This window comes from Cellulomonas sp. FA1, from assembly GCF_000986825.1.
GTDB lineage: Bacteria > Actinomycetota > Actinomycetes > Actinomycetales > Cellulomonadaceae > Cellulomonas > Cellulomonas iranensis.
Map to the genome: position 1 here is coordinate 496,573 of NZ_LBMY01000001.1, position 22,849 is coordinate 519,421.

Annotated in this window: 16 protein-coding genes; 6 read left to right on the forward strand and 10 right to left on the reverse strand. The window is 75.7% G+C overall.

What is annotated here, in order from left to right; genetic code table 11:
* The first annotated feature begins 25 nt into the window (after positions 1-25).
* Positions 26-1,909 carry an ABC transporter ATP-binding protein gene (locus GY42_RS02185; RefSeq protein WP_236686689.1) on the forward strand — a complete coding sequence of 628 codons (1,884 nt, stop codon included), beginning with the start codon at positions 26-28 and terminating at the stop codon, positions 1,907-1,909.
* A complete protein-coding gene (locus GY42_RS02190; protein WP_046528067.1) occupies positions 1,906-3,720 on the forward strand; it encodes an ABC transporter ATP-binding protein in 1,815 nt (604 codons plus the stop codon). Before GY42_RS02185 ends, GY42_RS02190 begins: the two co-directional genes overlap by 4 nt.
* 92 nt (positions 3,721-3,812) lie before the next feature.
* Here the strand turns inward: GY42_RS02190 and GY42_RS02195 are convergent, their stop codons facing one another.
* The 4 genes from GY42_RS02195 to GY42_RS02210 all read right to left on the reverse strand — a co-directional run bounded on the left by GY42_RS02195 (position 3,813) and on the right by GY42_RS02210 (position 8,608).
* Complete coding sequence (locus GY42_RS02195) at positions 3,813-4,571, reverse strand: MerR family transcriptional regulator (RefSeq protein WP_046528068.1); 759 nt, start codon at positions 4,569-4,571, stop codon at positions 3,813-3,815.
* Between the two features lie 78 nt (positions 4,572-4,649).
* On the reverse strand, positions 4,650-5,516 hold the full coding sequence (locus GY42_RS02200) for a formate/nitrite transporter family protein (protein WP_046528069.1): 867 nt from the start codon (positions 5,514-5,516) through the stop codon (positions 4,650-4,652).
* Positions 5,517-5,534: 18 nt separating this feature from the next.
* Complete coding sequence (locus GY42_RS02205) at positions 5,535-7,889, reverse strand: HAD-IC family P-type ATPase (protein WP_201775251.1); 2,355 nt, start codon at positions 7,887-7,889, stop codon at positions 5,535-5,537.
* A gap of 74 nt (positions 7,890-7,963) precedes the next feature.
* Positions 7,964-8,608: a hypothetical protein gene (locus GY42_RS02210; protein ID WP_046528071.1), complete on the reverse strand. Its 645-nt coding sequence runs from the start codon at positions 8,606-8,608 to the stop codon at positions 7,964-7,966.
* A 197-nt stretch (positions 8,609-8,805) separates the two neighbouring features.
* On the opposite strand from GY42_RS02210, the gene GY42_RS02215 reads away from it, so the two are divergent.
* A complete protein-coding gene (locus GY42_RS02215; RefSeq protein WP_046528072.1) occupies positions 8,806-9,318 on the forward strand; it encodes a phosphoribosyltransferase in 513 nt (170 codons plus the stop codon).
* Here the strand turns inward: GY42_RS02215 and GY42_RS02220 are convergent.
* A complete protein-coding gene (locus tag GY42_RS02220) occupies positions 9,272-10,006 on the reverse strand; it encodes an HAD hydrolase-like protein (protein ID WP_046528073.1) in 735 nt (244 codons plus the stop codon). The two genes, GY42_RS02215 and GY42_RS02220, sit on opposite strands and share 47 nt — an antisense overlap.
* Positions 10,003-10,683, reverse strand: coding sequence for an HAD family hydrolase (locus GY42_RS02225; protein WP_046528074.1), 681 nt, complete (start codon positions 10,681-10,683; stop codon positions 10,003-10,005). The genes GY42_RS02220 and GY42_RS02225 overlap by 4 nt, the downstream gene beginning before the upstream one ends.
* 312 nt (positions 10,684-10,995) lie before the next feature.
* On the opposite strand from GY42_RS02225, the gene ileS reads away from it, so the two are divergent.
* The 3 genes from ileS to GY42_RS19570 are packed head-to-tail and all read left to right on the forward strand — an operon-like array spanning position 10,996 to position 16,293.
* The gene (gene ileS / locus GY42_RS02230) at positions 10,996-14,268 is read left to right on the forward strand and encodes an isoleucine--tRNA ligase (RefSeq protein ID WP_046528075.1); all 3,273 of its coding nucleotides are present in this window, start codon (positions 10,996-10,998) and stop codon (positions 14,266-14,268) included.
* Positions 14,265-15,641: a bifunctional folylpolyglutamate synthase/dihydrofolate synthase gene (locus tag GY42_RS02235; RefSeq protein WP_046528076.1), complete on the forward strand. Its 1,377-nt coding sequence runs from the start codon at positions 14,265-14,267 to the stop codon at positions 15,639-15,641. The genes ileS and GY42_RS02235 overlap by 4 nt, the downstream gene beginning before the upstream one ends.
* Complete coding sequence (locus tag GY42_RS19570; protein WP_052748175.1) at positions 15,634-16,293, forward strand: TetR/AcrR family transcriptional regulator; 660 nt, start codon at positions 15,634-15,636, stop codon at positions 16,291-16,293. Before GY42_RS02235 ends, GY42_RS19570 begins: the two co-directional genes overlap by 8 nt.
* A 25-nt stretch (positions 16,294-16,318) precedes the next feature.
* Here GY42_RS19570 and GY42_RS18025 read toward each other — a convergent pair whose 3' ends face one another.
* From GY42_RS18025 to GY42_RS18030, 4 genes are read right to left on the reverse strand one after another with little or no spacing between them, the layout of a single operon-like run.
* Complete coding sequence (locus tag GY42_RS18025; protein WP_052748176.1) at positions 16,319-17,287, reverse strand: NAD-dependent epimerase/dehydratase family protein; 969 nt, start codon at positions 17,285-17,287, stop codon at positions 16,319-16,321.
* A complete protein-coding gene (locus GY42_RS02250; RefSeq protein WP_046528077.1) occupies positions 17,284-17,928 on the reverse strand; it encodes a hypothetical protein in 645 nt (214 codons plus the stop codon). Before GY42_RS02250 ends, GY42_RS18025 begins: the two co-directional genes overlap by 4 nt.
* A complete protein-coding gene (locus tag GY42_RS02255) occupies positions 17,925-21,254 on the reverse strand; it encodes an aminotransferase class I/II-fold pyridoxal phosphate-dependent enzyme (RefSeq protein WP_046528078.1) in 3,330 nt (1,109 codons plus the stop codon). Before GY42_RS02255 ends, GY42_RS02250 begins: the two co-directional genes overlap by 4 nt.
* A complete protein-coding gene (locus GY42_RS18030; protein WP_052748177.1) occupies positions 21,247-22,608 on the reverse strand; it encodes a beta-ketoacyl [acyl carrier protein] synthase domain-containing protein in 1,362 nt (453 codons plus the stop codon). The genes GY42_RS02255 and GY42_RS18030 overlap by 8 nt, the downstream gene beginning before the upstream one ends.
* Positions 22,609-22,849: the final 241 nt, after the last annotated feature.

Genomic DNA, 22,849 nt, shown 5'->3' on the forward strand with positions numbered 1-22,849 from the left:
CGGCGCACCCACCTAGGCTGACCGGGTGCCACCCCGCGAGACCTCCACGACGCGCGCCCTGCTGCGCCTCGTGCGGTGGGCGCGGCCCGCGCTGCCGCGCGTCGTCGCGGGCGGCAGCGCGACGCTCGTCGCCAGCCTGCTCGCGCTCGCGGTGCCGCAGGTGCTGCGCGGGGTCGTCAACGGCCCGCTGCTGACCGACGGGTCGCGCACCGCCGTCGTGCACGCCGCGCTGCTGGTGCTCGCGCTCGGGGTCCTCGAGGCGTTTCTCGTGTGGTGCCGGCGCGCGCTCATCGCGACGCCCGGCACGAGCGTCGAGCGCACCATGCGCACCGACCTGTTCCGGCACCTGCTCGACCTGCCCGTCGCGTTCCACGACCGGCGGGCCGGCGGGCAGCTGCTGCAGCGGTCGATGGGGGACCTGCACCTCGTGCGCCGGTGGATGGTCTTCGGGCTCGTGCAGCTGGTGGTCTCGGCGACCACGGTCGTGGTCGGTGCCGCGCTGCTGCTCGTCACCACGCCAATGCTGGGGCTGGTGTACCTCGCGGGCGCGGTGCCGGTGATCTGGCTCGGCTTCCGGTTCCGGCAGGACTACAAGGTGGTCGCGCGGCGCGCGCGCGACCAGGCGGGCGACCTCGCGACGAGCGTCGAGGAGTCGGTGCACGGCATCCGCGTGCTCAAGGCGTTCGGCCGCGGCGACGACGCGCTCGACGACTTCGTGCGGCAGGCCGACGAGCTGCGCGGCACCGAGCTCGACAAGGCGCGCGCGCAGTCGCGCATGTCGTTCGCGCTCGCGTGGATCCCCGAGACGACGCTCGCGGTCGCGCTGGGGCTCGGCGTGTGGCTCGCGGCGTCCGACCGCGTGAGCATCGGCGCGCTCGTCGCGTTCTTCGCGACCGCAGCGGTCATGACCAGGCCCGTCGAGAGCCTCGGTCAGCTGCTCGCGATGACGCTCGACGCGCGCGCCGGCACCGACCGCTACCTCGACGTCATGGACACCGTGCCCGCGCTCGCCGACCCCGCGGCCCCCGCCGCGCTGCCGCCCGCACCCGTGCACGGCTCGCGCGTCGAGCTGCGCGACGTGCGGTTCGCGCACGGCGACCGCGCGGTGCTCGACGGCGTCGACCTCGTGCTCGAGCCGGGCACGACGACCGCGCTCGTGGGGCTGACCGGCAGCGGCAAGACGACGCTCCTGCAGCTCGTGCCGCGGCTGTACGACGTCACCGGCGGTGCGGTGCTGCTCGACGGCGTCGACGTGCGCGACCTCACGCGCCACGACCTGCGCGGTGCCGTGGCCGTCGCGTTCGAGGACCCGATCCTGTTCTCCGCCTCGGTGCGCGAGAACGTCCTCATGGGTGTGCCGGTCGAGCGGCTCGCGACGATGCCCGACACCGAGGCGGACGAGCTCGTGCGGGTCGCGCTCGACGTCGCGCGCGCCGGGTTCGTGCACCGCCTGCCGCAGGGCGTCGACACCGTGATCGGCGAGGAGGGCATGAGCCTGTCCGGCGGGCAGCGCCAGCGCGTCGCACTCGCGCGCGCCATCGTGGGCCGCCCGCGCGTGCTCGTGCTCGACGACCCGCTGTCCGCGCTCGACGTGGCCACCGAGGCCGACGTCACCGACGGGCTGCGCCGCGTGCTCGCGGGCACCACGACGCTCGTCGTCGCGCACCGCACGTCCACGGTCGCGCTGGCCGACCGGGTCGCGGTGCTCGAGGACGGGCGCGTGACCGGCGTCGGCCGGCACGCCGACCTGCTCGCGACGCACCCGCACTACCGGTACGTGCTGACGGCGCAGGACGACGACGCGGCGGCGCGCGGCGGCTCGTCCGGCGACGACGCCGGAGGGGACGGACCCGGGTTCGGCGGGGCCACGGGCACCGACCGGGTGACGGCGGGCGAGGTGCCGCGATGACCACGACCGCACCGCGACCGCCCGAGGTCGACGACCACGACGCGGGGCTCACGCCCGCGCAGGTCCGTGCGCGCTCGCTCGGCCTGCTGGCCTCGCTGCTGCGCCCGGTCGCGCGGCGCGCGTGGCTCACGGCCCTCGTGGTCGTGGTCGCCCAGCTCGCCCTGGTCGCCGGGCCCGCGCTCGTCGCGGTCGGCATCGACCGCGGCCTGCCGGCGCTGCGCGGCGGCGATGCGGGCCCGCTGCTGCTCGTCGCGGGCGGGTACGCGCTCACCGCGCTCGTCGCGGGCGTGTTCACCGCCGCGACCGTGCGCATGGCGGCCACCGTGAGCCAGGCCGTGCTGCTCGACCTGCGGCGGCGCGTGTTCCGGCACACGCAGCGCCTGAGCCTGGAGTTCCACGAGCGGTACACGTCGGGCCGGATCATCTCGCGGCAGACGTCCGACCTCGACGCGCTGCGCGAGCTGCTCGACGGCGGCGTCACGACGCTCGCGGCGAGCGGGCTCGCCATGGTCTTCACCGCGACGGGGCTCGTGCTGCTCGACTGGCGCAGCGGCCTCGTGCTGCTCGTCGCGGTCGTGCCCGGCGTCGTGCTGACCCGCTGGTTCCAGGTGCGCTCGCAGGTGCAGTACCGGCGCAGCCGCACGGCCGTCGCGCGGGTGATCGTGCGGTTCGTCGAGACCATGACGGGCATCCGCGCGGTGCAGGCGTTCCGCCGCGAGCGGCAGGTCGCGCAGGTCTACGAGGCGGAGGCCGAGGAGTACCGCGCCGCGAACGCCGAGGCGATCCGCGTCAACGGCGTGTTCGACACGGGTCTGGTGCTCATCGGGAACGTGACGGTCGCGGCGGTGCTGCTGGTCGGCGGGCTGCGCGTGCTCGACGGTGCGCTCGACGTCGGCGTGCTCGTCGCGGCGGTGCTGTACGCGCGGCGGTTCTTCGCGCCGCTCGCGCAGATCGGCATGTTCTACAACTCGTTCCAGTCGGCGACGGCGGCGCTCGAGAAGCTGTCGGGCCTGCTGGCGCAGGAGCCGACCGTGCCGGACCCGGCCCGCCCCGTGCGGCTGCGCGAGCCGGCGGGCGACGTGCGGTTCGCGGGCGTCGAGTTCGGGTACCGCGACGGGCCGAGCGTGCTGCCGCGGCTCGACCTGCACGTGCCCGCGGGGCAGACGGTCGCGCTCGTGGGGGAGACGGGCGCCGGCAAGTCGACGGTCGCGAAGCTGCTCGCGCGGTTCTACGACCCGCGCGAGGGCGCCGTGCTGCTCGACGGCGTGGACCTGCGCGACGTCGACCCGCGCGACCTGCGGACCGCGATGGTCATGGTCACGCAGGAGGCCTACCTGTTCTCGGGATCGGTCGCGGCGAACATCGCGCTCGGGCGGCCCGGGGCCACGCGCGCCGAGATCGAGGCCGCGGCCCGCGCGGTGGGCGTGCACGACCTCGTCGCGTCACTGCCCGACGGCTACGACACCGAGGTGGACACGCGCGGCGTGCGCCTGTCCGCCGGGCAGCGCCAGCTCGTGTCGTTCGCGCGCGCGTTCCTCGCCGACCCGGCGGTGCTCGTGCTCGACGAGGCGACGAGCTCGCTCGACATCCCGGGCGAGCAGCTCGTGCAGGACGGTCTGCGCACGCTGCTCACGGGCCGCACGGCCGTCGTCATCGCGCACCGGCTGTCGACGGTCATGCACGCCGACCGCGTGCTCGTGGTCGACGGCGGGCGCGTCACCGAGGACGGCAGCCCCGCGGCGCTCGTCGCGGCGGGCGGCCGGTTCGCCGAGCTGCACCGTCAGTGGCAGGACTCGCTGCGCAGCGCGTGAGCGCCTTGCCGCCCAGCGCGTGAGCGCCCGGCCGCCCGGCGCGTGAGAACCCGGAAGCCCGGCGCGTGCGCGTCGGACGCCCGGGCGTCTCGTCAGAGGTGCCGCGCGGCGTACGCGTGCAGCGCGTCGCGCACGAACGCCGCACCGGCCTCGTCGTCGCCGTAGTGGCGCGCGAAGCGCGGGTCGGCCACGTACATGTCGGCGAGCCCCATCACGTACTCGCGCACCGGCGTGCCGCCGTGCCCGGGCGTGCCGGGCACGGACGCGAGCCAGGCGACGTGCCGTCGCGCGAGCTCCTGCGCCTCGTCGGACCCGGGGTCGGTGCCGCGGGCCGCGGCGGCGGCCCAGTCGCGGGCCAGCGCGGCGGACCGCTCCTGCCAGCCGGTGCGCTCGTCGTCGCTCATGCCCCGCCACCAGGTGTCGCCGGTCGCGTAGGCGTCGGCGCCCCAGCGCTCCGTCACCTCCTCGCGGTGCTCGCTGTGGTCGAAGCCGTCGAACATCTCCTCGAGCACGGGTGTGCTCCCTCCTCGTCGTGCGGACAGCGTCCGGCGCACCGACGCGGCCTGCCGGGCGAGGCGGTCCTGCTCGGCCGCGAGCCACGCGAGGTGCCGGCGCAGCGCCGTCTCCTCGTCGGTCTCGCGATCGAGCACGCGGCCGATCTCGCCCAGGCCGAGCCCGAGGTCGCGCAGCAGCAGGATCCGCTGCAGGCGCACGAGCGCGTCGTCGTCGTACCAGCGGTACCCGTTGTCGCCGACCCGGCTGGGGGCCAGCAGCCCGATCGCGTCGTAGTGACGCAACGTGCGGCTGGTCGTGCCGGTCAGCCGGGCGACCTCCTGGATCGGCGCCTCCACGGCTCCTCCTCGTGGTGCTCCGTTCGTGGACCTGCTCCACGGTAGGAGCTGACGCGACGTCAAGGTCAAGCGCCGGCCTCAGTCCTCCGGCGGGTGCTCCTTGAGCCAGCGCGAGTCGTCGTTGACGTACGCGTAGTACAGGCCGATGAGCAGCCCGCCGCCCAGGAAGTTGCCGAGCAGCGCGAGGCCGACGTTGCCGGCCGCGAGCCCCAGGTCGAGGCCCTCGCGCAGCCCGACGATGGAGAACAGCACCGTGTTGGCGACCGAGTGCTCCAGGCCCAGGAACGCGAAGATGAAGACCGCGACGATCATGACGAGCGACTTGGTGAGGTCCTCCTTGATGAGCCCGTTGTAGACGAGCAGCATCGCGAGGTTGATGCAGAAGTTGCACAGCACGGCCCGCACCAGCAGGTCCACCCAGCCGGTCGGCCCGTCGGCGACGTACGCGAGCTTGTGCTCGACCGAGGCGACCATCTGCTCCAGCACGGCGCCCTCGGCGAGCGTCGAGAACCGCACGAACACCGCGACGAGCAGGCCGCCGACGAGGTTGCCGAGGTAGCACAGCCCGAGCAGACGCACGGCGCGCGCCCACGACGTGCGCCGGTGGTAGGCGCCGATCGTGACGATCATCATGTTCGACGTCAGCAGCTCGGACCGCGAGTAGTAGATGAAGACGAGCGCCCAGCCGAACGTCAGCGCCCCGGCGATCCGCCCCAGCGGGTACAGCGACGTGCCGCCCAGCACGACCGCGTCGAACGCCGCGATCACGGCGTAGTGCGCGCCGTAGAGCAGGCCGATGATGATCCCGGCCATCGCGGCGCGCATGAGGTAGCGCCGCCCGAGGGCGCCGGACATCGTCGTCTTGGTCTCGAGCGCCTCGAGGACCGTGCTGATGAAGTGCTTGCCGGGGAACAGGCCGGGCAGGCCGGGGCGGGGGTCGCTCACGGTCGACAACCTCCCACATCAGGGGCGTACGGGTGCGCCCGGCGCACCCGCCGCCCGCCGGGCGGCCCACGCCCGGACCGCGACCCGCAGCGCGCGGCGCAGCACCAGGCCGACCGCAGCCCCGCCGCCCGCGACCAGCAGCACGCGCGGGTCGGTCGGGTCGAGCTGGAACAGCCGCTGCCCGAGCGGCAGCGCGACGACGGCGGTCATCGCCCCGACCATCGCGGTCACGAGCGCGACCTTCCACGGTCGCAGCGGCCGCGCGACGTCGACGAGGATGTCGAACGCCACCACGACGAGCGCGAGGAACGCGGCCGTCGAGGTCGGCACGGTGTACGCCGACCCGGTGCCGATCACCGACCGTGCGACCGCGTACGCGCCGTACGCGGCCACGGCCACGGCCACGCCGCCGGGCACCGCGGCGGCCAGCACGCGAGCGACGAACCCGTCACGCGCGGGCTCCCGGTTGGGCGCGAGCGCGAGCACCGCGGCCGGGATGCCGATCGTGAACCACGCGATGAGCGTGACGTGGCGCGGCAGCAGCGGGAACGGCAGCGCGGTCAGCGCGACCACCAGCGCCAGCAGCACCGAGTACACGGTCTTGGAGAGGAACAGCGTCGCGACGCGCTCGATGTTCGCGACGACGCGGCGCCCCTCGGCGACGACGAACGGCAGCGTCGCGAACGACGAGTCCAGCAGCACGAGACGGGCGACGGCCCGCGCCGCGGGGCTGCCGCTGCCCATCGCGACGCCGACGTCGGCCTCCTTCATCGCCAGCACGTCGTTGACGCCGTCCCCGGTCATCGCCACGGTGCGGCCGCGCGCGGCGAGCGCGCGCACCAGCTCGCGCTTCTGGTCGGGGCGGACCCGGCCGAACACGCTGGCGCTGTCGGCCACCCGCCCGAGCTCGTCGGGGTCGGTGGGCAGCCCGCCGCCGTCCACGGCGTCCTGGGCGTGGGGGAGCCCGACCTGCTCGGCGACGGCCGCGACCGCGACGGGCGCGTCGCCCGAGATCACCTTGAGCGTGACGCCTTGCTCCTCGAAGAACCGCAGCGTCCCGGCTGCCTCGGGCCGCACCCGCTGGTCCAGCACGACGAGCGCCACCGCGGTCAGCCCGGCGGGCAGCGCCGTGCCCTCCAGCGGAGCCGTGCTGCGCGTGAGGGCCAGCACGCGGCGGCCGCGCGCGGACTCCTCGGCGGCGCGCGCGAGGGCCGGGTGGTCGGGCAGCAGGCCGTCGGGCGCACCGACCACCCACGTCGCGGCGGGGGTCTGCGCGGCGGCCCAGCGCCGCGCCGACGAGAACGGCACGCGCGCGGGCGCGTCGTCGCCGCGGACGGCGCCGGTCGCCTCGAGGATCGCGTGCATGCTCGCGTTCGGCCGGCTCTCGCCGGCGCCGATCGTCGCGAGCGCCGCCCACGCCTCGTCCTGCGTGCCGTCCAGCAGCACGAGCTCGCGGACGCGCATGCCGTCCTCGGTGAGCGTGCCGGTCTTGTCGAAGCACACCACGTCGACGCGGGCCAGGGCCTCCATCGCGGGCAGGTCCTGCACGAGGCACTGGCGCCGCCCGAGCCGGATCACGCCGACCGCCATCGCGACGCTCGTCATGAGCACGAGGCCCTCGGGCACCATCGGCACGAGCGCGGCGACCATGCCGCGCAGCGCGTCGTCGAGCGGCAGCGAGGTCTGCGTGAGCTGGTTCCACACCATGAGCGCGCCGACGGGCACGAGCACCCACGTCAAGTACCGCAGGATCGTGTCGATCCCGGCGCGCAGCCCCGACGACGGCGCCGAGTACGTCGACGCCTCGCGGGCCAGGCGCGCCGCGTAGGCGTGCTCGCCGACGTGCGTCGCGCGCAGCCGGCCCGTGCCCGCCACGACGACGCTGCCGGACAGCAGCGGCGCCCCGACCGCGGGCGCGAGGGCCTCGGACTCGCCGGTGAGCAGCGACTCGTCGACCTCGAGGCCGCTCGTGCTCAGCAGGTCGCCGTCGACCGGCACCTGGTCCCCGGCGGAGACCTCGACCACGTCGTCGACGACGATCTCGGCCGGGTCGAGCGCGAGCTCGCCGTCGGCGCGGACCACCGTGACGGTCGAGGCGTTGAGGATCGCCAGCCGGTCGAGGGTGCGCTTGGCGCGGATCTCCTGCACCATGCCGACCGCGCTGTTCACGACGATGAGCAGGCCGAACAGGCCGTCGATCCAGTGCCCGGTGAAGGCCACCACGAGGAACAGCACGAAGTAGATCGCGTTGACGCGCGTGAACACGTTCGCGACGACGATGTCCCGCGCGCTGCGGCTCGTGACGCGCTCGACGCGGTTCACCTCGCCGCGGCTGATCCGGTCGGCTACCTCGCTGCTGGTCAGGGGCTCCACGCGCACAGGCTAGGCGCAGCGCCGCCCCGCGGCCGTACGGCCACGAGGCGGCGCGTGCGCGAGGTGCGCGCGGGTCAGCCCGCGGCGGGCCCGCGCGCGGTCAGCGTGAACACGCTGGCGGGGCTGCCCGGCTCGGGCTCGACGGCGAGGCCACCCTCCTGGTCGGCCACGAGGTAGCCGTTGTCGTTCGAGACGTTCACCTGCTCGGGCCGGTCCAGCGCGGTGACCCGCAGCTGCTGGTGCGGGTCCGCGGCGTCGCACTCCGCGAGGCCCACGACGTCGTCACCCGGCAGGTTGAGGCACATGTCCCGGTCGTCGGTCGTCGCGCTCGACCGCACGAGCGACGTGCCCTCGGCGCCCGCGGGCTCGATCACCCACGTGTACGGCACCTCGGACGTCGACGGGTTCTCGAGCGTCGTCACGGCGCCCTCGACGGTCGTGACCACCCAGGTGGACGCGTAGGTCGCGATGTCGACCAGCGTGCTGCCGTCGGTCAGGGCGGCCGGGTCGGTGACGCCCGCGTCGTCCGACGTGGGCGTCGGGGTCGGTGCGTCGGGCGTGGGCGACGTCATGCCGTCGGGCGTCGCGGCGGGGGTCGTCGCGCCGTCGCCGGACGCGTCGTCGGTGCCGCAGGCCACCAGTGCGAGGGCCAGACCCCCGGCGGCGAGGCTCGCCCCGACGAGGCGGGGCAGGCGGGTGCGCGGGGTCGTCGTGATCATGGGTGTCGTCCTTCCGTGGGCGGACACGATCGCGGCTCGATCGCGGGGACGGACGAGCCGTCCCTGTCGTTCTCGTGCGCTTCGAACGTATCGGTGCACGTCACGGGCGCAACTCGCGAGCGGCCGCACCGGTGGGGGCACCGACCTCGTGCGACGCCGTGGTCGGTGCACGGCGTGCGATGCGCCACCATGGAGCCATGACGACGACCGAGGCCGCACCCGGCCAGGAGATGCCCGCCGACCGCGAGGTGCTGGGCTGGGAGCGGTTCGGGGACGCCGTGCGCGAGCTCGCGCAGGCCGTGGCGGACTCGGGGTTCGTGCCCGACGTCGTCGTGTCCGTCGCGCGCGGCGGCCTGCCGCCCGGCGGTGCGCTGGCCTACGCGCTGGGCACCAAGGCCGTCGGCACCATGAACGTCGAGTTCTACACGGGCGTCGACACGACGCTGCCCGAGCCGGCGGTGCTGCCGCCGCTGCTCGACACCGAGGCCGTGCAGGGCCTGCGCGCGCTCGTCGTCGACGACGTCGCGGACTCGGGGGAGACGCTCGCGCTGGTCAAGCGGCTGCTGAGCGAGGACTGCTCCGAGGTCCGCACCGCGGTGCTCTACCACAAGCCGCGCTCGGTGGTCGTGCCCGACTACGCGTGGCGCCAGACGGACCGCTGGATCACGTTCCCGTGGTCGGCCCTGCCGCCGGTGACGCCGACGCGCTGACCTCGGCGAGCGCGTCGAGCACGGCCTCCGCGAGCCCGTCGACGCGCGGCACGACGCCGACCGCGCCCGCGTCCTCGAGCTCGCCCGGCTCGGCGTAGCCCCACGCGACGCCCAGGCACGGCAGCCCGTGCGCGGCGGCGCCGACCGCGTCGTGCGAGCGGTCGCCGACCATGACGACCGGGCCGGTCGGCGTCAGCGCCGCGAGCGCCGCGGCGATGACGTCGGCCTTGGTCGACGGCACGTCGTCCAGCGGTGCGCCGAACACGCCGTCGACGCCTCCCGCGAGGTGCTCGGTCAGGCCGTAGCGCTCGCAGATCGGGCGCGCGAACACCTCGGGCTTGCTGGTCGCGACGGCCAGCCGCACGCCCGCGGCGCGCAGGGCCGCGAGCTGCTCGGGCACGCCGTCGTACACGCTGTTCTGCCACATGCCCTGCTCGCGGAAGTACCCGCGGTACGCCTCGACGGCCTCGGGCACGCGCTCGGGCGGCACGCCGAACAGCGCGAACGACGACGGCAGCGGCGGCCCGACGAACCGGCGCAGCGCCTGGTCGTCGGGCACCGGCAGGCCCAGCGCCGCGAACGCGACGCGCGCGCTCGCCGCGATGCCGGGGTACGAGTCGGTGAGCGTGCCGTCCAGGTCGAGCAGCGCGAGCGGCGCGTCGGCGGGCGCGGCGGCGGGTCCGGTCACGCGGCGCCGTCCGTCAGGCGGGCGAGGACCGCTGCCGGCACCTGCGACGTCGACGTCAGCACCTCGACGGCACCGGCCTCGCGCAGCTCGTCGCCGTCGGCGTAGCCCCAGCCCGCGCCGAGGCACGGCAGCCCGTGCTCGGCCGCGCCGTGCACGTCGTGCTCACGGTCGCCCAGCATGACGGCGCGGAACCCCGCGTCACCGGTCGCCTCGCGCACCCACGCCAGCGCGCGGCCGATGATCTGGCCCTTGGACTCCGACTCGTCGTCCGGCGCCCCCACGAGGTGGTCGAGCAGCGGCGTCAGCCCGGTCTCGTCGCAGATCGGCGCGGCCCACCGCTGCGGCTTCGCGGTCGCGACGACCAGCAGCGCGCCGGCCTCGCGCAGCGCGGTGAGCGCCTGCGGGATGCCGTCGAACACGCGCGTGTCCCACACGCCGACGCGACCGAAGTGGTCGGCGTACGCGGCGGCCGCGTCGTCGAGCAGCTCGGCGGGGACGCCGTGCGTCGCGAGCGACCAGCCGAGCGGCGGTCCCGCGAACGACCGCATGACGGCCTCGCTCGGCACGGGCAGCCCGACGCGCTCGTACGCCGCGCGCACCGACGCCACGATCCCGGACGCCGAGTCCATGAGGGTGCCGTCGAGGTCGAGGAGGGCCACGGGCCGGGGGGAGGTCATGGGACCGATCGTGCCCCACGTGCGCGGGGGGACCGAATCGGTGACGACGTCCGCGACGGGCGTCGATACACTGGGGCGCACAGGCGTCGACCCGGCCATCACCGGTGAGCCTCCGGAAGAACGGGACCCGCCCGGCGGGCGGGTCCTCAGTAGAACCGGACGGGGCAGGCCCGTCACAGCCGTCGTCAGAGTGGTCGGGGCGCGTCCTCGGCAAGCGAGGTGGTACCGCGGTGGTGCCCGGCCGGTCCGGGCGTCGTCGTCCTCGTGGCCGTGCCGCACCTGCCCAGGTGCGCGAGACCAGGAGCACCGACCGTGGCGTACCCGCTGCACCGCACGTCCGACGGCACCGCCGCCAGCGTCCCGCCCAGCCCCGACCTGCCCGCGCTCGAGGGCGACGTGCTGGCGTACTGGCAGGCCGACGGCACGTTCCGCGCGTCGATCGACCAGCGCCCGGCCGGCGAGCAGGGCGACAACGAGTACGTCTTCTACGACGGCCCGCCGTTCGCCAACGGCCTGCCGCACTACGGGCACCTGCTCACGGGGTACGCCAAGGACGTCGTGCCGCGCTACCAGACCATGCGCGGGCGCCGTGTCGAGCGCCGCTTCGGCTGGGACACGCACGGCCTGCCGGCCGAGCTCGAGGCCGAGCGCGTGCTCGGCATCACCGACAAGTCCCAGATCGACGAGATGGGCATCGCCGCGTTCAACGACGCGTGCCGCACGTCGGTGCTCACGTACACGCAGGAATGGCAGGACTACGTCACCCGCCAGGCGCGCTGGGTGGACTTCGAGCACGACTACAAGACGCTCGACCCGAGCTTCATGGAGTCGGTCATCTGGGCGTTCAAGCAGCTGTACGACAAGGGCCTGGCCTACGAGGGCTACCGGGTGCTGCCGTACTGCTGGCGCGACGAGACGCCGCTGAGCAACCACGAGCTGCGTATGGACGACGACGTCTACGCCTCGCGCCAGGACCCCGCGCTCACGGTCGGGTTCCGGCTCGAGACCGGCGAGCTCGTGCTGGTCTGGACGACGACGCCGTGGACGCTGCCGTCGAACCTCGCGGTCGCGGTCGGCCCCGACATCGAGTACGCGGTCGTGCAGCCCGCTCCAAGTAGCGCCTTCGCGGGCGTGACAGTGATCCTCGCCAAGGAACGCTTGGGGAGCTACACGAAGGAGCTGGGCGGCTACGGGTTCGGCCCAGAGTTCGACCCGGATGACTACCTCACTGTCGACGAGATCATCACCGGCGCCGACCTCGTCGGCCGCCGCTACACGCCGCCGTTCGACTACTTCGCGGGCCACGAGAACGCGCACCAGGTGCTCGCGGCGGACTTCGTCACGACCGAGGACGGCACGGGCGTCGTGCACCTCGCGCCCGCGTTCGGCGAGGACGACATGGCCACGTGCGACGCCGCGGGCATCACGCCCGTCGTGCCCGTCGACTCCAAGGGCCGCTTCACCGCGCAGGTAGCCGACTACGCCGGCGTGCAGGTGTTCGAGGCGAACAAGCAGGTCATCGCCGACCTCAAGGCCGGCACGGGTCCGCTCGCGCGCGTCGACGCGGCGCAGCGGGCCGCGGTGCTGCGGCACGAGACGTACGAGCACTCCTACCCGCACTGCTGGCGGTGCCGGAACCCGCTGATCTACAAGGCCGTGTCGTCGTGGTTCGTGCGCGTCACCGCGTTCAAGGACCGCATGGTCGAGCTCAACCAGGGCATCGAGTGGATCCCCGGGCACATCAAGGACGGCCAGTTCGGCAAGTGGCTCGCCAACGCGCGCGACTGGTCGATCAGCCGCAACCGCTACTGGGGCACGCCCATCCCCGTGTGGGTGAGCGACGACCCCGCGTACCCGCGGGTCGACGTGTACGGCTCGTTCGCCGAGCTCGAGGCCGACTTCGGCCGCCTGCCGCGCAACGACCGCGGCGAGCCCGACCTGCACCGCCCGTTCATCGACGACCTGACGCGCCCCAACCCGGACGACCCGACCGGGCGCTCGACCATGCGTCGCATCCCCGACGTGCTCGACGTGTGGTTCGACTCGGGGTCCATGCCGTTCGCGCAGGTGCACTACCCGTTCGAGAACCGCGACTGGTTCGAGCACCACTACCCGGGCGACTTCATCGTCGAGTACATCGGCCAGACGCGCGGCTGGTTCTACACGCTGCACGTGCTGGCCACGGCGATCTTCGACCGTGCCGCGTTCCGCAACGTCATGTGCCACGGGATCGTGCTGGGCGACGACGGCCGCAAGGCCAGCAAGTCGCTGCGCAACTTCCCCGACCCGGTGCTCATGTGGGACAAGTACGGGTCCGACGCGGTGCGCTGGTCGCTCATGTCGTCGACGATCCTGCGCGGCGGCAACCTCGTGGTCACCGAGGAGGGCATCCGCGACGGCGTGCGCCAGGTGCTGCTGCCGCTGTGGAGCACCTACTACTTCTTCACGCTGTACGCGGGTGCCGCGGACGGCGGGCGGGGGTACGCGGCGCGGCGCGTCACGGCCGAGCGCGCCGCGGGCCTGCCGCCCATGGACCGCTACCTGCTCGCGCGCACGGCCGACCTGGGCGCGACGCTCACGGCCCAGCTCGACGCGTACGACATCCCCGCCGCGTGCGAGTCGGTGCGCGAGCACCTCGACGTGCTGACCAACTGGTACGTGCGCACGCAGCGCGACCGGTTCTGGTCGGAGGACGCCGACGCGTTCGACACGCTGTGGACCGCGCTCGAGGAGCTCACGCGCGTCATGGCGCCGCTCGCGCCGCTCGTCACGGAGGAGGTGTGGCGCGGCCTGACCGGTGGGCGCAGCGTGCACCTCACCGACTGGCCGACGGCCGACGAGGCGCTCGTGCACGACGACGCGCTCGTGGCGGCGATGGACGAGGTGCGGGCCGTGGTGTCCGCCGCGCTCGGGCTGCGCAAGGCGCACCAGGTGCGCGTGCGGCAGCCGCTGCGTCGCCTCACCGTGGCCGTCGCCGACCCGGCCGCGCTCGCGCCGTACACCGACCTGCTCGCGGCCGAGCTCAACGTCAAGCACGTCGACGTCGTCGCGGCCGACGCCGAGACGACCGAGCGCTTCGGCATCGTGCAGCGGCTCGCGGTCAACGCGCGCGCCGCCGGCCCGCGCCTGGGCCGGTCCGTGCAGCACGTCATCAAGGCGGCCCGCACCGGCGCCTGGCGCGTCGACGGCGAGACGGTCGTGGTGACGACCGACGACGGCGACGTCGCGCTCGAGCCCGCCGAGTACGAGCTGACGACGGTCGTCGGCGAGGGCGGCGGGGGTGACGTCGCGGCGGCCGTGCTGCCCGGCGGCGTCGTCGTGGTGCTCGACCTCGCGCTCGACGCCGCGCTGCTGGCCGAGGGCTACGCGCGCGACGTCGTCCGGGCGGTGCAGGACGCGCGCAAGGCCGCCGGCCTGCACGTCGCCGACCGCATCGACCTCGTGCTCGGCGTGCCCGCCGACCACGTGGCGGACGTCGAGGCGCACCGCGCGTTCGTCGCCGCCGAGACCCTCGCGGCGTCGCTGACGCTCGAGCCGATCGACGCGGCCGACGTGGCCGTGCACCTGACGAAGGCGGACGCATGAGCGGCGGGGCCGACCACCTGAAGGACGAGGCCGCCCGGGCGGCGCGCGCCGCGGCGGACGAGGTGTACCGCGCGATCCTCGCGCGCGCGCCCGAGCACGACATCGACCCGTCGCTCGACCGCGTGCGGGACGTGCTCGAGCTGCTGGGCGACCCGCAGCGCGCGTTCCGCACCGTGCACCTCACGGGCACGAACGGCAAGACGTCGACCGCGCGCATGGTCGAGCGGCTGCTGCGCGAGCACGGCCTGCGCACCGGACGCTTCACGAGCCCGCACCTGACGCGCGTCAACGAGCGCATCAGCATCGACGGCGAGCCGATCAGCGACGAGCGCTTCGTCGAGGTCTGGCAGGACGTCGCGCCGTACGTGCACATGGTCGACGCGCGCGCGGCCGAGAACGGCGGTCACCGGCTGTCGTTCTTCGAGGTGTTCACGGTCATGGCGTACGCGGCGTTCGCCGACGCGCCCGTGGACGTCGCGGTCGTCGAGGTCGGCATGGGCGGCCGGTGGGACGCCACGAACCTCGTCGACGCCGAGGTCGCCGTCATCACGCCGGTCGCGATGGACCACGAGCGGTACCTCGGCGAGACGCTCGTCGAGATCGCCGCCGAGAAGTCCGGCATCGTCAAGGACGGTGCGACGCTCGTGCTCGCGCACCAGACCGACGACGTCGAGGGCGTGGTCCTCGCCGTCGCGGCGGAGCGCGGTGCGCGGGTCGTGCGCGAGGACGTCGACGTCGCGGTCGTCGAGCGTCAGGTGGCGGTCGGCGGGCAGGTCGTCGCGCTGCGCGGGCTCGGCGGCGTGTACACCGAGGTGTTCCTGCCGCTGTACGGCGAGCACCAGGCGCACAACGCGCTGCTCGCGCTCGTCGCGACCGAGGCGCTGCTCACGGGCGGTGCGGCGCTCGACGGGTCGGTCGTCGAGGCCGCGTTCGCGGACGTGTCGTCGCCCGGGCGGCTCGAGGTCGTGCGTTCGAGCCCGACCGTCCTGGTCGACGGTGCGCACAACCCCGCCGGGGCCGAGGCGCTCGCGGACGCGGTCGAGGAGGCGTTCGCGTTCACGCGGCTCGTCGGCGTCGTGGGCGTCATGGCGGACAAGGACCCCGAGGGCATCCTCGCGGCGCTCGAGCCGCTGCTCGCCGAGGTCGTCGTCACGCAGGCGTCGGGCGCCCGCGCGCTGAACGCCGACGACCTCGCGGAGGTCGCGATCGACGTGTTCGGCGAGGACCGCGTGCACGTCGCCGCGCGGCTGCCCGACGCGATCGACGTCGCCGTGCAGCGCGCCGAGGGCGAGGAGGAGCGCGGCGCGGGTGTGCTCGTGACCGGCTCGATCCTGCTGGTGGCCGAGGCGCGGGTGCTGCTCGGCCGTGCCTGACGCCGCGCCGCCCGCCGCGGCACCGACCGTGCCCGGTGACGCGCGCGGGCGCGCGGCGACGCGGCGCGCGCTGCTGGACGCCGCGTACGGGCAGTTCCTCGAGACCGGCTACCTGCGCACGACGATCGGCGCCGTGACCGCGCGGGCCGGGTACACGCGCGGCGCGTTCTACTCGAGCTTCCGCTCGAAGGAGGAGCTGGTCGGCGCGCTGTACCGCAGCGCGAACGCGCACCAGGTCGCGCGCCTGCGCCACGCGGTGCTCGGCGAGGTCGAGCGCACGCGCGGCGAGGTGCCGGCGGCGGACGCCGTGCCGGCCGCGCTGGCGGGCCTCGCGGGGAGCGTCGGCGCCGAGGCGCGGTGGTTCGGCGTCGTGACCGAGCTGCGCGGCGCCGCCGTGCACGACGCGGCGGCCCGTCGCGTGCTGCTCGACGCGCAGGAGGACCTGCTCGCGGGTCTCGTGACGCTCCTCGACGACGTGCTCGTGCGGACCGGCTCGCGCCTGGACCTGCCGACGCGGGACGTGGTCGCGGTCGGCGTCGGGCTGTACGAGCGCGCGTTCACGGTCGACGAGCCCGACGCCGCGGCGACGGCGACGGCCGTGCGGGCAGCGACCGAGACGTTCGCGGGCGTGCTGCGGGCCGTCACCCGCTGACGCCGGCCCGGCCGCCGCGCCGGCGTCATCCGCCGACGCGGGCGTCCCGCTGCGCGCGCGCGTGCGCGAGGGCGGCGACGTCGGCGACGGTCGTGCGCGGGGCCGACCAGCCCAGCGCGCGCACCACCGAGTCGTCCACGAGCTGCTCGTGCTCGACCTGGTACATCATCTCGGCCTGCTCGCGCGCCGCACCGTTGACGAGGGCCGCGGCGCGCACGACCGGGGAGCGCAGCGCACGCAGGCGCACGGTGCGGCCGTCGGTGCGCACGCGGCCGAGCGCGTCGGCGAGGGTGCGGCCCGTCGTCGGCTCGACGGCCGGCAGGTGCAGCACGGTGTCGGCCCGCATGCTCGGGTCGTGCGCGACCTGCACGAGCGCGGCCGCGACCTCGGTCGTGAGCGCGAACGAGTGGGACGCGTCGGGGTCCCCGAGCCACGGCAGCGCCGGGCGACCGGCGCCGGCCGCCGCGACGACCGCCGGCCACGGCACGATCCCGAGCGACGCGCCCGGGCCGAGGAAGTCCGCGGCGCGGCAGACGACCACGTCGTGGCCCGCGTCGGCGTGCGCCTCGAGCACGTGCCACCCTGCGAGCCGCGCCTCTCCCTTGCGGCTGCACGGGCGCAGCTGCGTCGTCTCGCGCAGCGGCTCGCGCGCGTCGCCGTAGACGTACACGTTGTCGAGGAACGTCAGCGGCAGCCCGGTGCCGCGGCACGCGGCGGTCACGGCCGCCACGAGCGGCGCCCACTGCGCGGCCCAGACCGTCGACCGGTACGGCAGGCCGAGGGTCGCGACGACCGCGCCGCACCCCGTGAGCGCGTCGGTCAGCGCACCGCTGTCGTAGGACGGGACGACGCGCACCGTGACGCCGGCGGGCGCGTCGCGCGGGGCGGTGCGACCGACCGCGACGGCCTCGTGCCCGGCCGCGACGAGCGCGTCGAGCACGAGCCGCCCGACCTGACCCGACGCGCCCAGGACGGCCGTCGGCGCGGCGCTCATGCCGGCACCGCCGCGAGCGCGAGCGCCGCACGGTCGGGCGCGGGCCGCGGGGCGGGCACGCGCACGCCGACGGCGACCGCGACGCGCACGCACACCGCGCGCAGGCGCCCCGCGTGGTGCACGAGGTGCAGCCCCACGCCCTCGCCCGGTACGACGGGCACGCCGTGCGCACCGGGCACGAGCAGCGGCGCGCGGTCGTCCGGTCGCAGCAGGTCCGCACCGCCCGCCTTGACGGCGCACTCGAGCGCGGTCCATGCGCGCACCGCGTCCCACGGCGTCCGCACCGCGGCCCGCTCGGCGGCGGTGAACGCGCGCGACCCGGCCGTCGTGACCTGCGCCCACCGGTCCATCGCGCACGCGTCGACCACGACCGCGGCGGGCGCGACGGCGACGTAGGTCCGGCCGGCCTCGTGCGACGCCGACACCCCGACGCACGCGCCGGCGACGGCGTGCACGTAGCGCGCGGGGGAGAGGACGGCTGCCACGACCTCGTCGAGCGCCGGTCCGGGCTCGGCGCCGGCGGCCAGCGCGGCCGCGGCGACGGCCGCGCGCACGTCGGGGTGGGCCCGCCAGTCGGCCGTCGCCGTGAGGGACAGCAGCTGCACGTCGGCGCCGGGAGCGTGCACCACCGCGGCGCTCACGCCGGCACCCGCTCGGACGTGCGGACCCCGGCGGCGGCCAGGCTCCGGGCGGTGGCGTCGAGCGCGTGGTCGAGCTGCTCGACCGTGTGCTCGCTCGTGAGGAAGAAGCGCACGCGTGCCTGCGCGTCGGGCACCGCGGGGAACACGATCGGGTTGGCGCTCACGCCCTCCTCGGCGAGCCGCCGCGCGACCTCGACGGCGGCGGCGGAGTCGCCGACGACGACCGGGACGACCGGCACGCCGACCGCGGGGCCCACGTCGAGCCCGCGGGCGCGGGCGCCCGCGAGGAAGTGCTGCGCGTTGGCGCGCAGCCGCGCGAGCCGCTCGGGCTCGTCGCGCATCACCTGGATCGCCGCGAGCGACGCGGCCGTGTTCGCGGGCGTGAGGCCGGCGCTGAACACGAGCGCCGACAGCGTGTACCGCAGGTGCTGCACGAGGTCGCGGTGCCCCGCGAGGTACCCGCCGCACGACGACAGGCTCTTGGACAGCGTGCCCATGAGGATGTCGACGTCCGCCGGGTCGACGCCCAGCTCCTCGCACACGCCGCCGCCGTGGGCGCCGAGCACGCCGACGCTGTGCGCCTCGTCGACCATGAGGTGCGCGCCGTGGCGCCGCGCGGACGCGACGAGCGCCGGCAGGTCGGGCAGGTCGCCGTCCATGCTGAAGACGCCCTCGGTGACCACGAGCACGCGGCGGAACCGGTGCCGCCGTGCGCGCAGGGCCTCCTCGACGAGGTCGGCGCGGCCGTGCGGCACGGCGTGCCGCGCGGCCCCCGACGCCGCGATGCCCTGCTGCACGGAGTCGTGCACGAGCGCGTCGTGCACGACCAGGTCGTCGGGGCCGTACAGGTGCGGCACGACACCGGCGTTGGTCGCGTGGCCACCGACCAGCACGACCGCGTCCTGCGTGCCGAGCAGCCCGGCGATCGCGTGCTCCAGGTCGTCGTGCAGCGGGCGGTGGCCGGACAGGATGCGCGCCGCGGAGACGGACGTGCCGTACCGCTCGACGGCCTCCTGCGCCGCCGCGACGACGCGGGGGTGGCCGGTGAGCCCGAGGTAGTTGTACGAGCTGAACGAGACCAGCTCGCGGCCGCCGACGCTCGTCGTCGCGGAGATCCGGCCGTCGTGCGGCAGGTAGTACGGCAGGCCGCCACCCGTGGCGGCGTCGGCGAGCCGGGCCGTGGTCGCGCGCACCTCGGGCAGCTCGGTGAGACGGCCGCGGTCCGGAACGGGAGGTGCGGCCGCCACGGGAGGTGCGGCGGCCACGGGAGGTGCGGCCGCCGCGGTGACCGTGCCGCCCCGGGGGGTCGGCGCGGCGTCGTCCCCGGACGCGGTGGTGCGCGGCGACGCCGCCGGTGCCGTGGCCGCCGGTGCCGTTGGCCCCGCCGGGTCCGCGGGCGCCGCGCCGCGCTCTGCGTCGACCACGGCGCGCGCGACGTCGTCGACGGTCAGGAGCGTCCGCATGTCCTCCGCGGTCGGTCGCCAGGCGGGGTGGTCGCGCGTGAGCCGTGCGGCGACCGTCGTCATCATGAGCGAGTCGAGCCCGAGGTCGGTGCCGAGCCGGGCGTCGCCGCGCACGTCGTCCGGCGCGTAGCCGCCGATCTCGGCGACGCACGCGCGGACCTCGGCGGTCACCGCCGCCGGCGAGATCGCTGGCGTGACGGGCTCGGGTGCGGGGCGCGGCCCGGGGACCAGCGCCGCCGGGGCCGGCGTCGGGGGTGCGAGCGCCGCGGCGACGGGTGCTGCGGGCAGCACGACGTCGGCGGGTGCGCCGCCCTGCGGTCGCGCGAGCGCCTGGGCGAGCACGGCGACCTGGGCGCCGAACAGCGCGAGCAGCTCCGTGCCGCCCGGCACGCCGAGCGGCGAGCCCGGTACCGGGGCCGGGCCGGGCAGCCGGTCCGCGGCCAGCGGGTGGTCGGCGGCCGGCGCGAGGGGCGCCGGGTCGTCCGTGGTGGGGGTGGTGGGTGTTCCGTGCAGCACGACGGTCTCCCGTCCTTCGTCGGTCCGTGGGCACCTGCTGGCCGTCCCGAGGCGTCCGAGCACGACGTGCGCCCGGAGGTCCGGCACGGTGAGGACGAGCTCGGCGAGCGCGGCGAGCGCCGTCGACGTCGAGCCGTCGGGGCCCCCGAGCCCGACGGCGCGCGCCGCCCGGTCGGGGTCGATCTCGTGGAACGTCCGCAGCAGCGAGCCGCCGCCGCTGACCTGCACGACCACGTCGTGCGGGAGCGCGACCGCGGTGCGCACGGCCTCGCGGAAGCGCACGGTCCCGGCGATCTGGCGGCCGAGGCCCGCGAAGGCCTGCTCGACGTCCTCGACCGCCGCGCCCGTCACGGACGACACGCACGTCGCCCCGGTGACGCGCGCCGCGGGGCGGCGCAGGGCCGCGAGCCGGGAGCGCATCGCGCGGTCGGCGTGCGCGTAGTGCGGCGTGTGGAACGCGCCCGCGGTCGCCAGCGGCGTCGACGCCGTGCCGGCCGCCTCGAGCCGCGCGGCGAGCGCGCACAGCGCCGTCAGCGGCCCGCCGAGCACGACCTGCCGCGGACCGTTGTCGCACGCGACGTGCACGCCGGGCGACTGCGCGACGAGCGGTGCGAGCGCGTCGAGCCCGGCGCGCACCGCGAGCATCCCGGTGTCCGGTGCGCCGGTGCGCATGCACGCGACGCGCGCCGCGACCACGTCGAGCACGGTGTCCTCGTCGAGCAGACCCGCGGCGTGCAGCGCGCCGAGCTCACCGACGGAGTGCCCGAGCGTCACCGCGGGGAGCACGCCGATCTCGGCGAGCGCGGCGGTCGTCGCGAGCGCGGTCACGGTGAGCAGCGGCTGCGCGACGGCGGTGTCGTCGACGCCCGGGTCGGTGACGCCGGACGCCCACGCGTCGGACAGGTGCGGACGCAGCGGCGGGCCGTCGAGCCGCTCCGCGAGCCGGTCCTCGAGGCGGCGCACGTGGGCCGCGTAGGTCGGCAGCAGCCGTGCGAGGGCCGCGTGCTCGCCCGTGCGCTGGCTGCCCTGCCCGGGGTAGAGCAGCAGCGCGCGGCCGGGGCCGGTGACGCGGCGGACCGCGACGGCGTGCGTCGTGGGGGACGCGTCCGGCGACACGGTGTCGTCGCGCACCGCGCGCAGCCCCGCGAGCAGCGTCGGCAGGTCGGCGGCGAGCACGACCGCGCGGTGCGGCCCGGGCGGGACGAGCGCGCAGCGCGCCGCGACGTCGCCGACGCCGAACGACGTCGGCGCGTCGGGCCGGGCCACGGCGTCGTGCAGGCGTGCGGCGCGCTGCCGCAGCGCGGCGGCGTCGGGCGCGGACAGCAGGACCGGGACGACGTCAGCCACGGCGGACCACCACCTCGGGGTGCGCGAGCACGGCGTGCGCGTCGGTGCCGCCGAAGCCGAACGCGTTGACCGCGGCCCGGCGGACGGGGGCGGCCTCGTCGGCCGGCGTCGGCACGACGAACGGGGAACCGTCGAGCAGCGGGTGCCACCCGGCGTCGTCCTCGGGCTGCGGCGCCCAGCGCCCGCGCCGCAGCGCGAGCACGACCTTGACGAGCGCGAGCGCCGCCGACGCGGCCATGGTGTGGCCGACGACGGCCTTGACCGAGCCGAGCGGCACGCTGCCCGCGGGCGCGTCGGGCAGGACCTCACGCAGCGTCTCGAGCTCGGTGCGGTCGCCGACGACCGTCGCCGTGCCGTGCCCCTCCACCGCGTCCACGCGACCGGCCGGCCGGTCGCCGCGCGCGGCCCGCACGGCCGCGACCTGCCCCTCGACCGTGGGGGTCATGACCCCGGGGGCGCGGCCGTCGTTGCTGCTGCCGCAGGCCTCGACGACCGCGAGCACGTCGTCGCCGTCGCGCTCGGCGTCCGCGAGGCGCCGCAGCAGCAGCAGCGCGCCGCCCTCGCCGAGCACGAACCCGTCGGCGGCGCGCGTGTAGGGGCGGCAGGCCCCGGACGGGGACAGCGCGCCGATCGCCGAGAACCCGGCGTGGGCCTCGGGCGTGAGCGCGGTGTACACGCCGCCGACGACGCACGCGTCGACCGCGCCCGTGAGGAGCAGCGCTCGGCCGACGTCGAGCGCGGTGAGCCCCGACGCGCACGCCGAGTCCACCGCGAACGCCGGGCCGCGCAGGTCGAACGAGTGCTGCACCGCGGCGGGCACCATGTTGGCGAGGACGCCGGGCATGGTGTGCCCGGTCATGGGCTGCACGGCGCGCGCCCCGGCGGCGTGCACGGCTGCGCGCTGCGCGGCGTCGCCCGTGCCGAGCGCGCCGTCGACCGTCATGGTCGCGAGCAGTGGGGCCGTGCTCACCGCGCGGTAGTCGGTCGAGCTGACGCCGACGACCGTCGCGACCCGTGCACCGGGCCGCCGCACGTCGGTGCGGGCACGCGCGAACAGCTCGGCGGCGAGGCCGAGGACCAGGCGCTGCTGCGGGTCCATGCGCCGCGCCCGCGCGGCCGGTACGCCGTGGCGCCGTGCGTCGAACGCGTACGGGTCGGCGAGCGGCGCCATGACGTGCGCACCGGCGCGGCGGGAGCGCTCGGCGGCGTCGGTGCGTTCCGGCCAGCGGTCCGCCGGGATCTCGCAGAACTGCGGCACCGCGCACTGCACGAGGTTGTCGAACTCGTCGAGATCGTCGGCCCCGGCGCTCCGTGCCGCCGCCGCCGTGACGGCGATGAGCGTGTCCATCGTCATGAGGCCCCCTGACCTGCATCGATACACCGTGTATCGCACAGTAGCAGCGGGATGCCGGAATTGTCATTACTTCGGCGACAATTCATCGCGACGTCACCCGGTGCGTTCGCCGGCATTGTGGGTGACGCCACGAAATGTCGACGCCGACAAATTGCGAGGGGTGAACAATAGATTGTCGGACGCGCCGCGCGGCAGTGACGAAGGTCCCTGCGCCGGGCTGCGGGCCGCGGCGGCCCCGTCG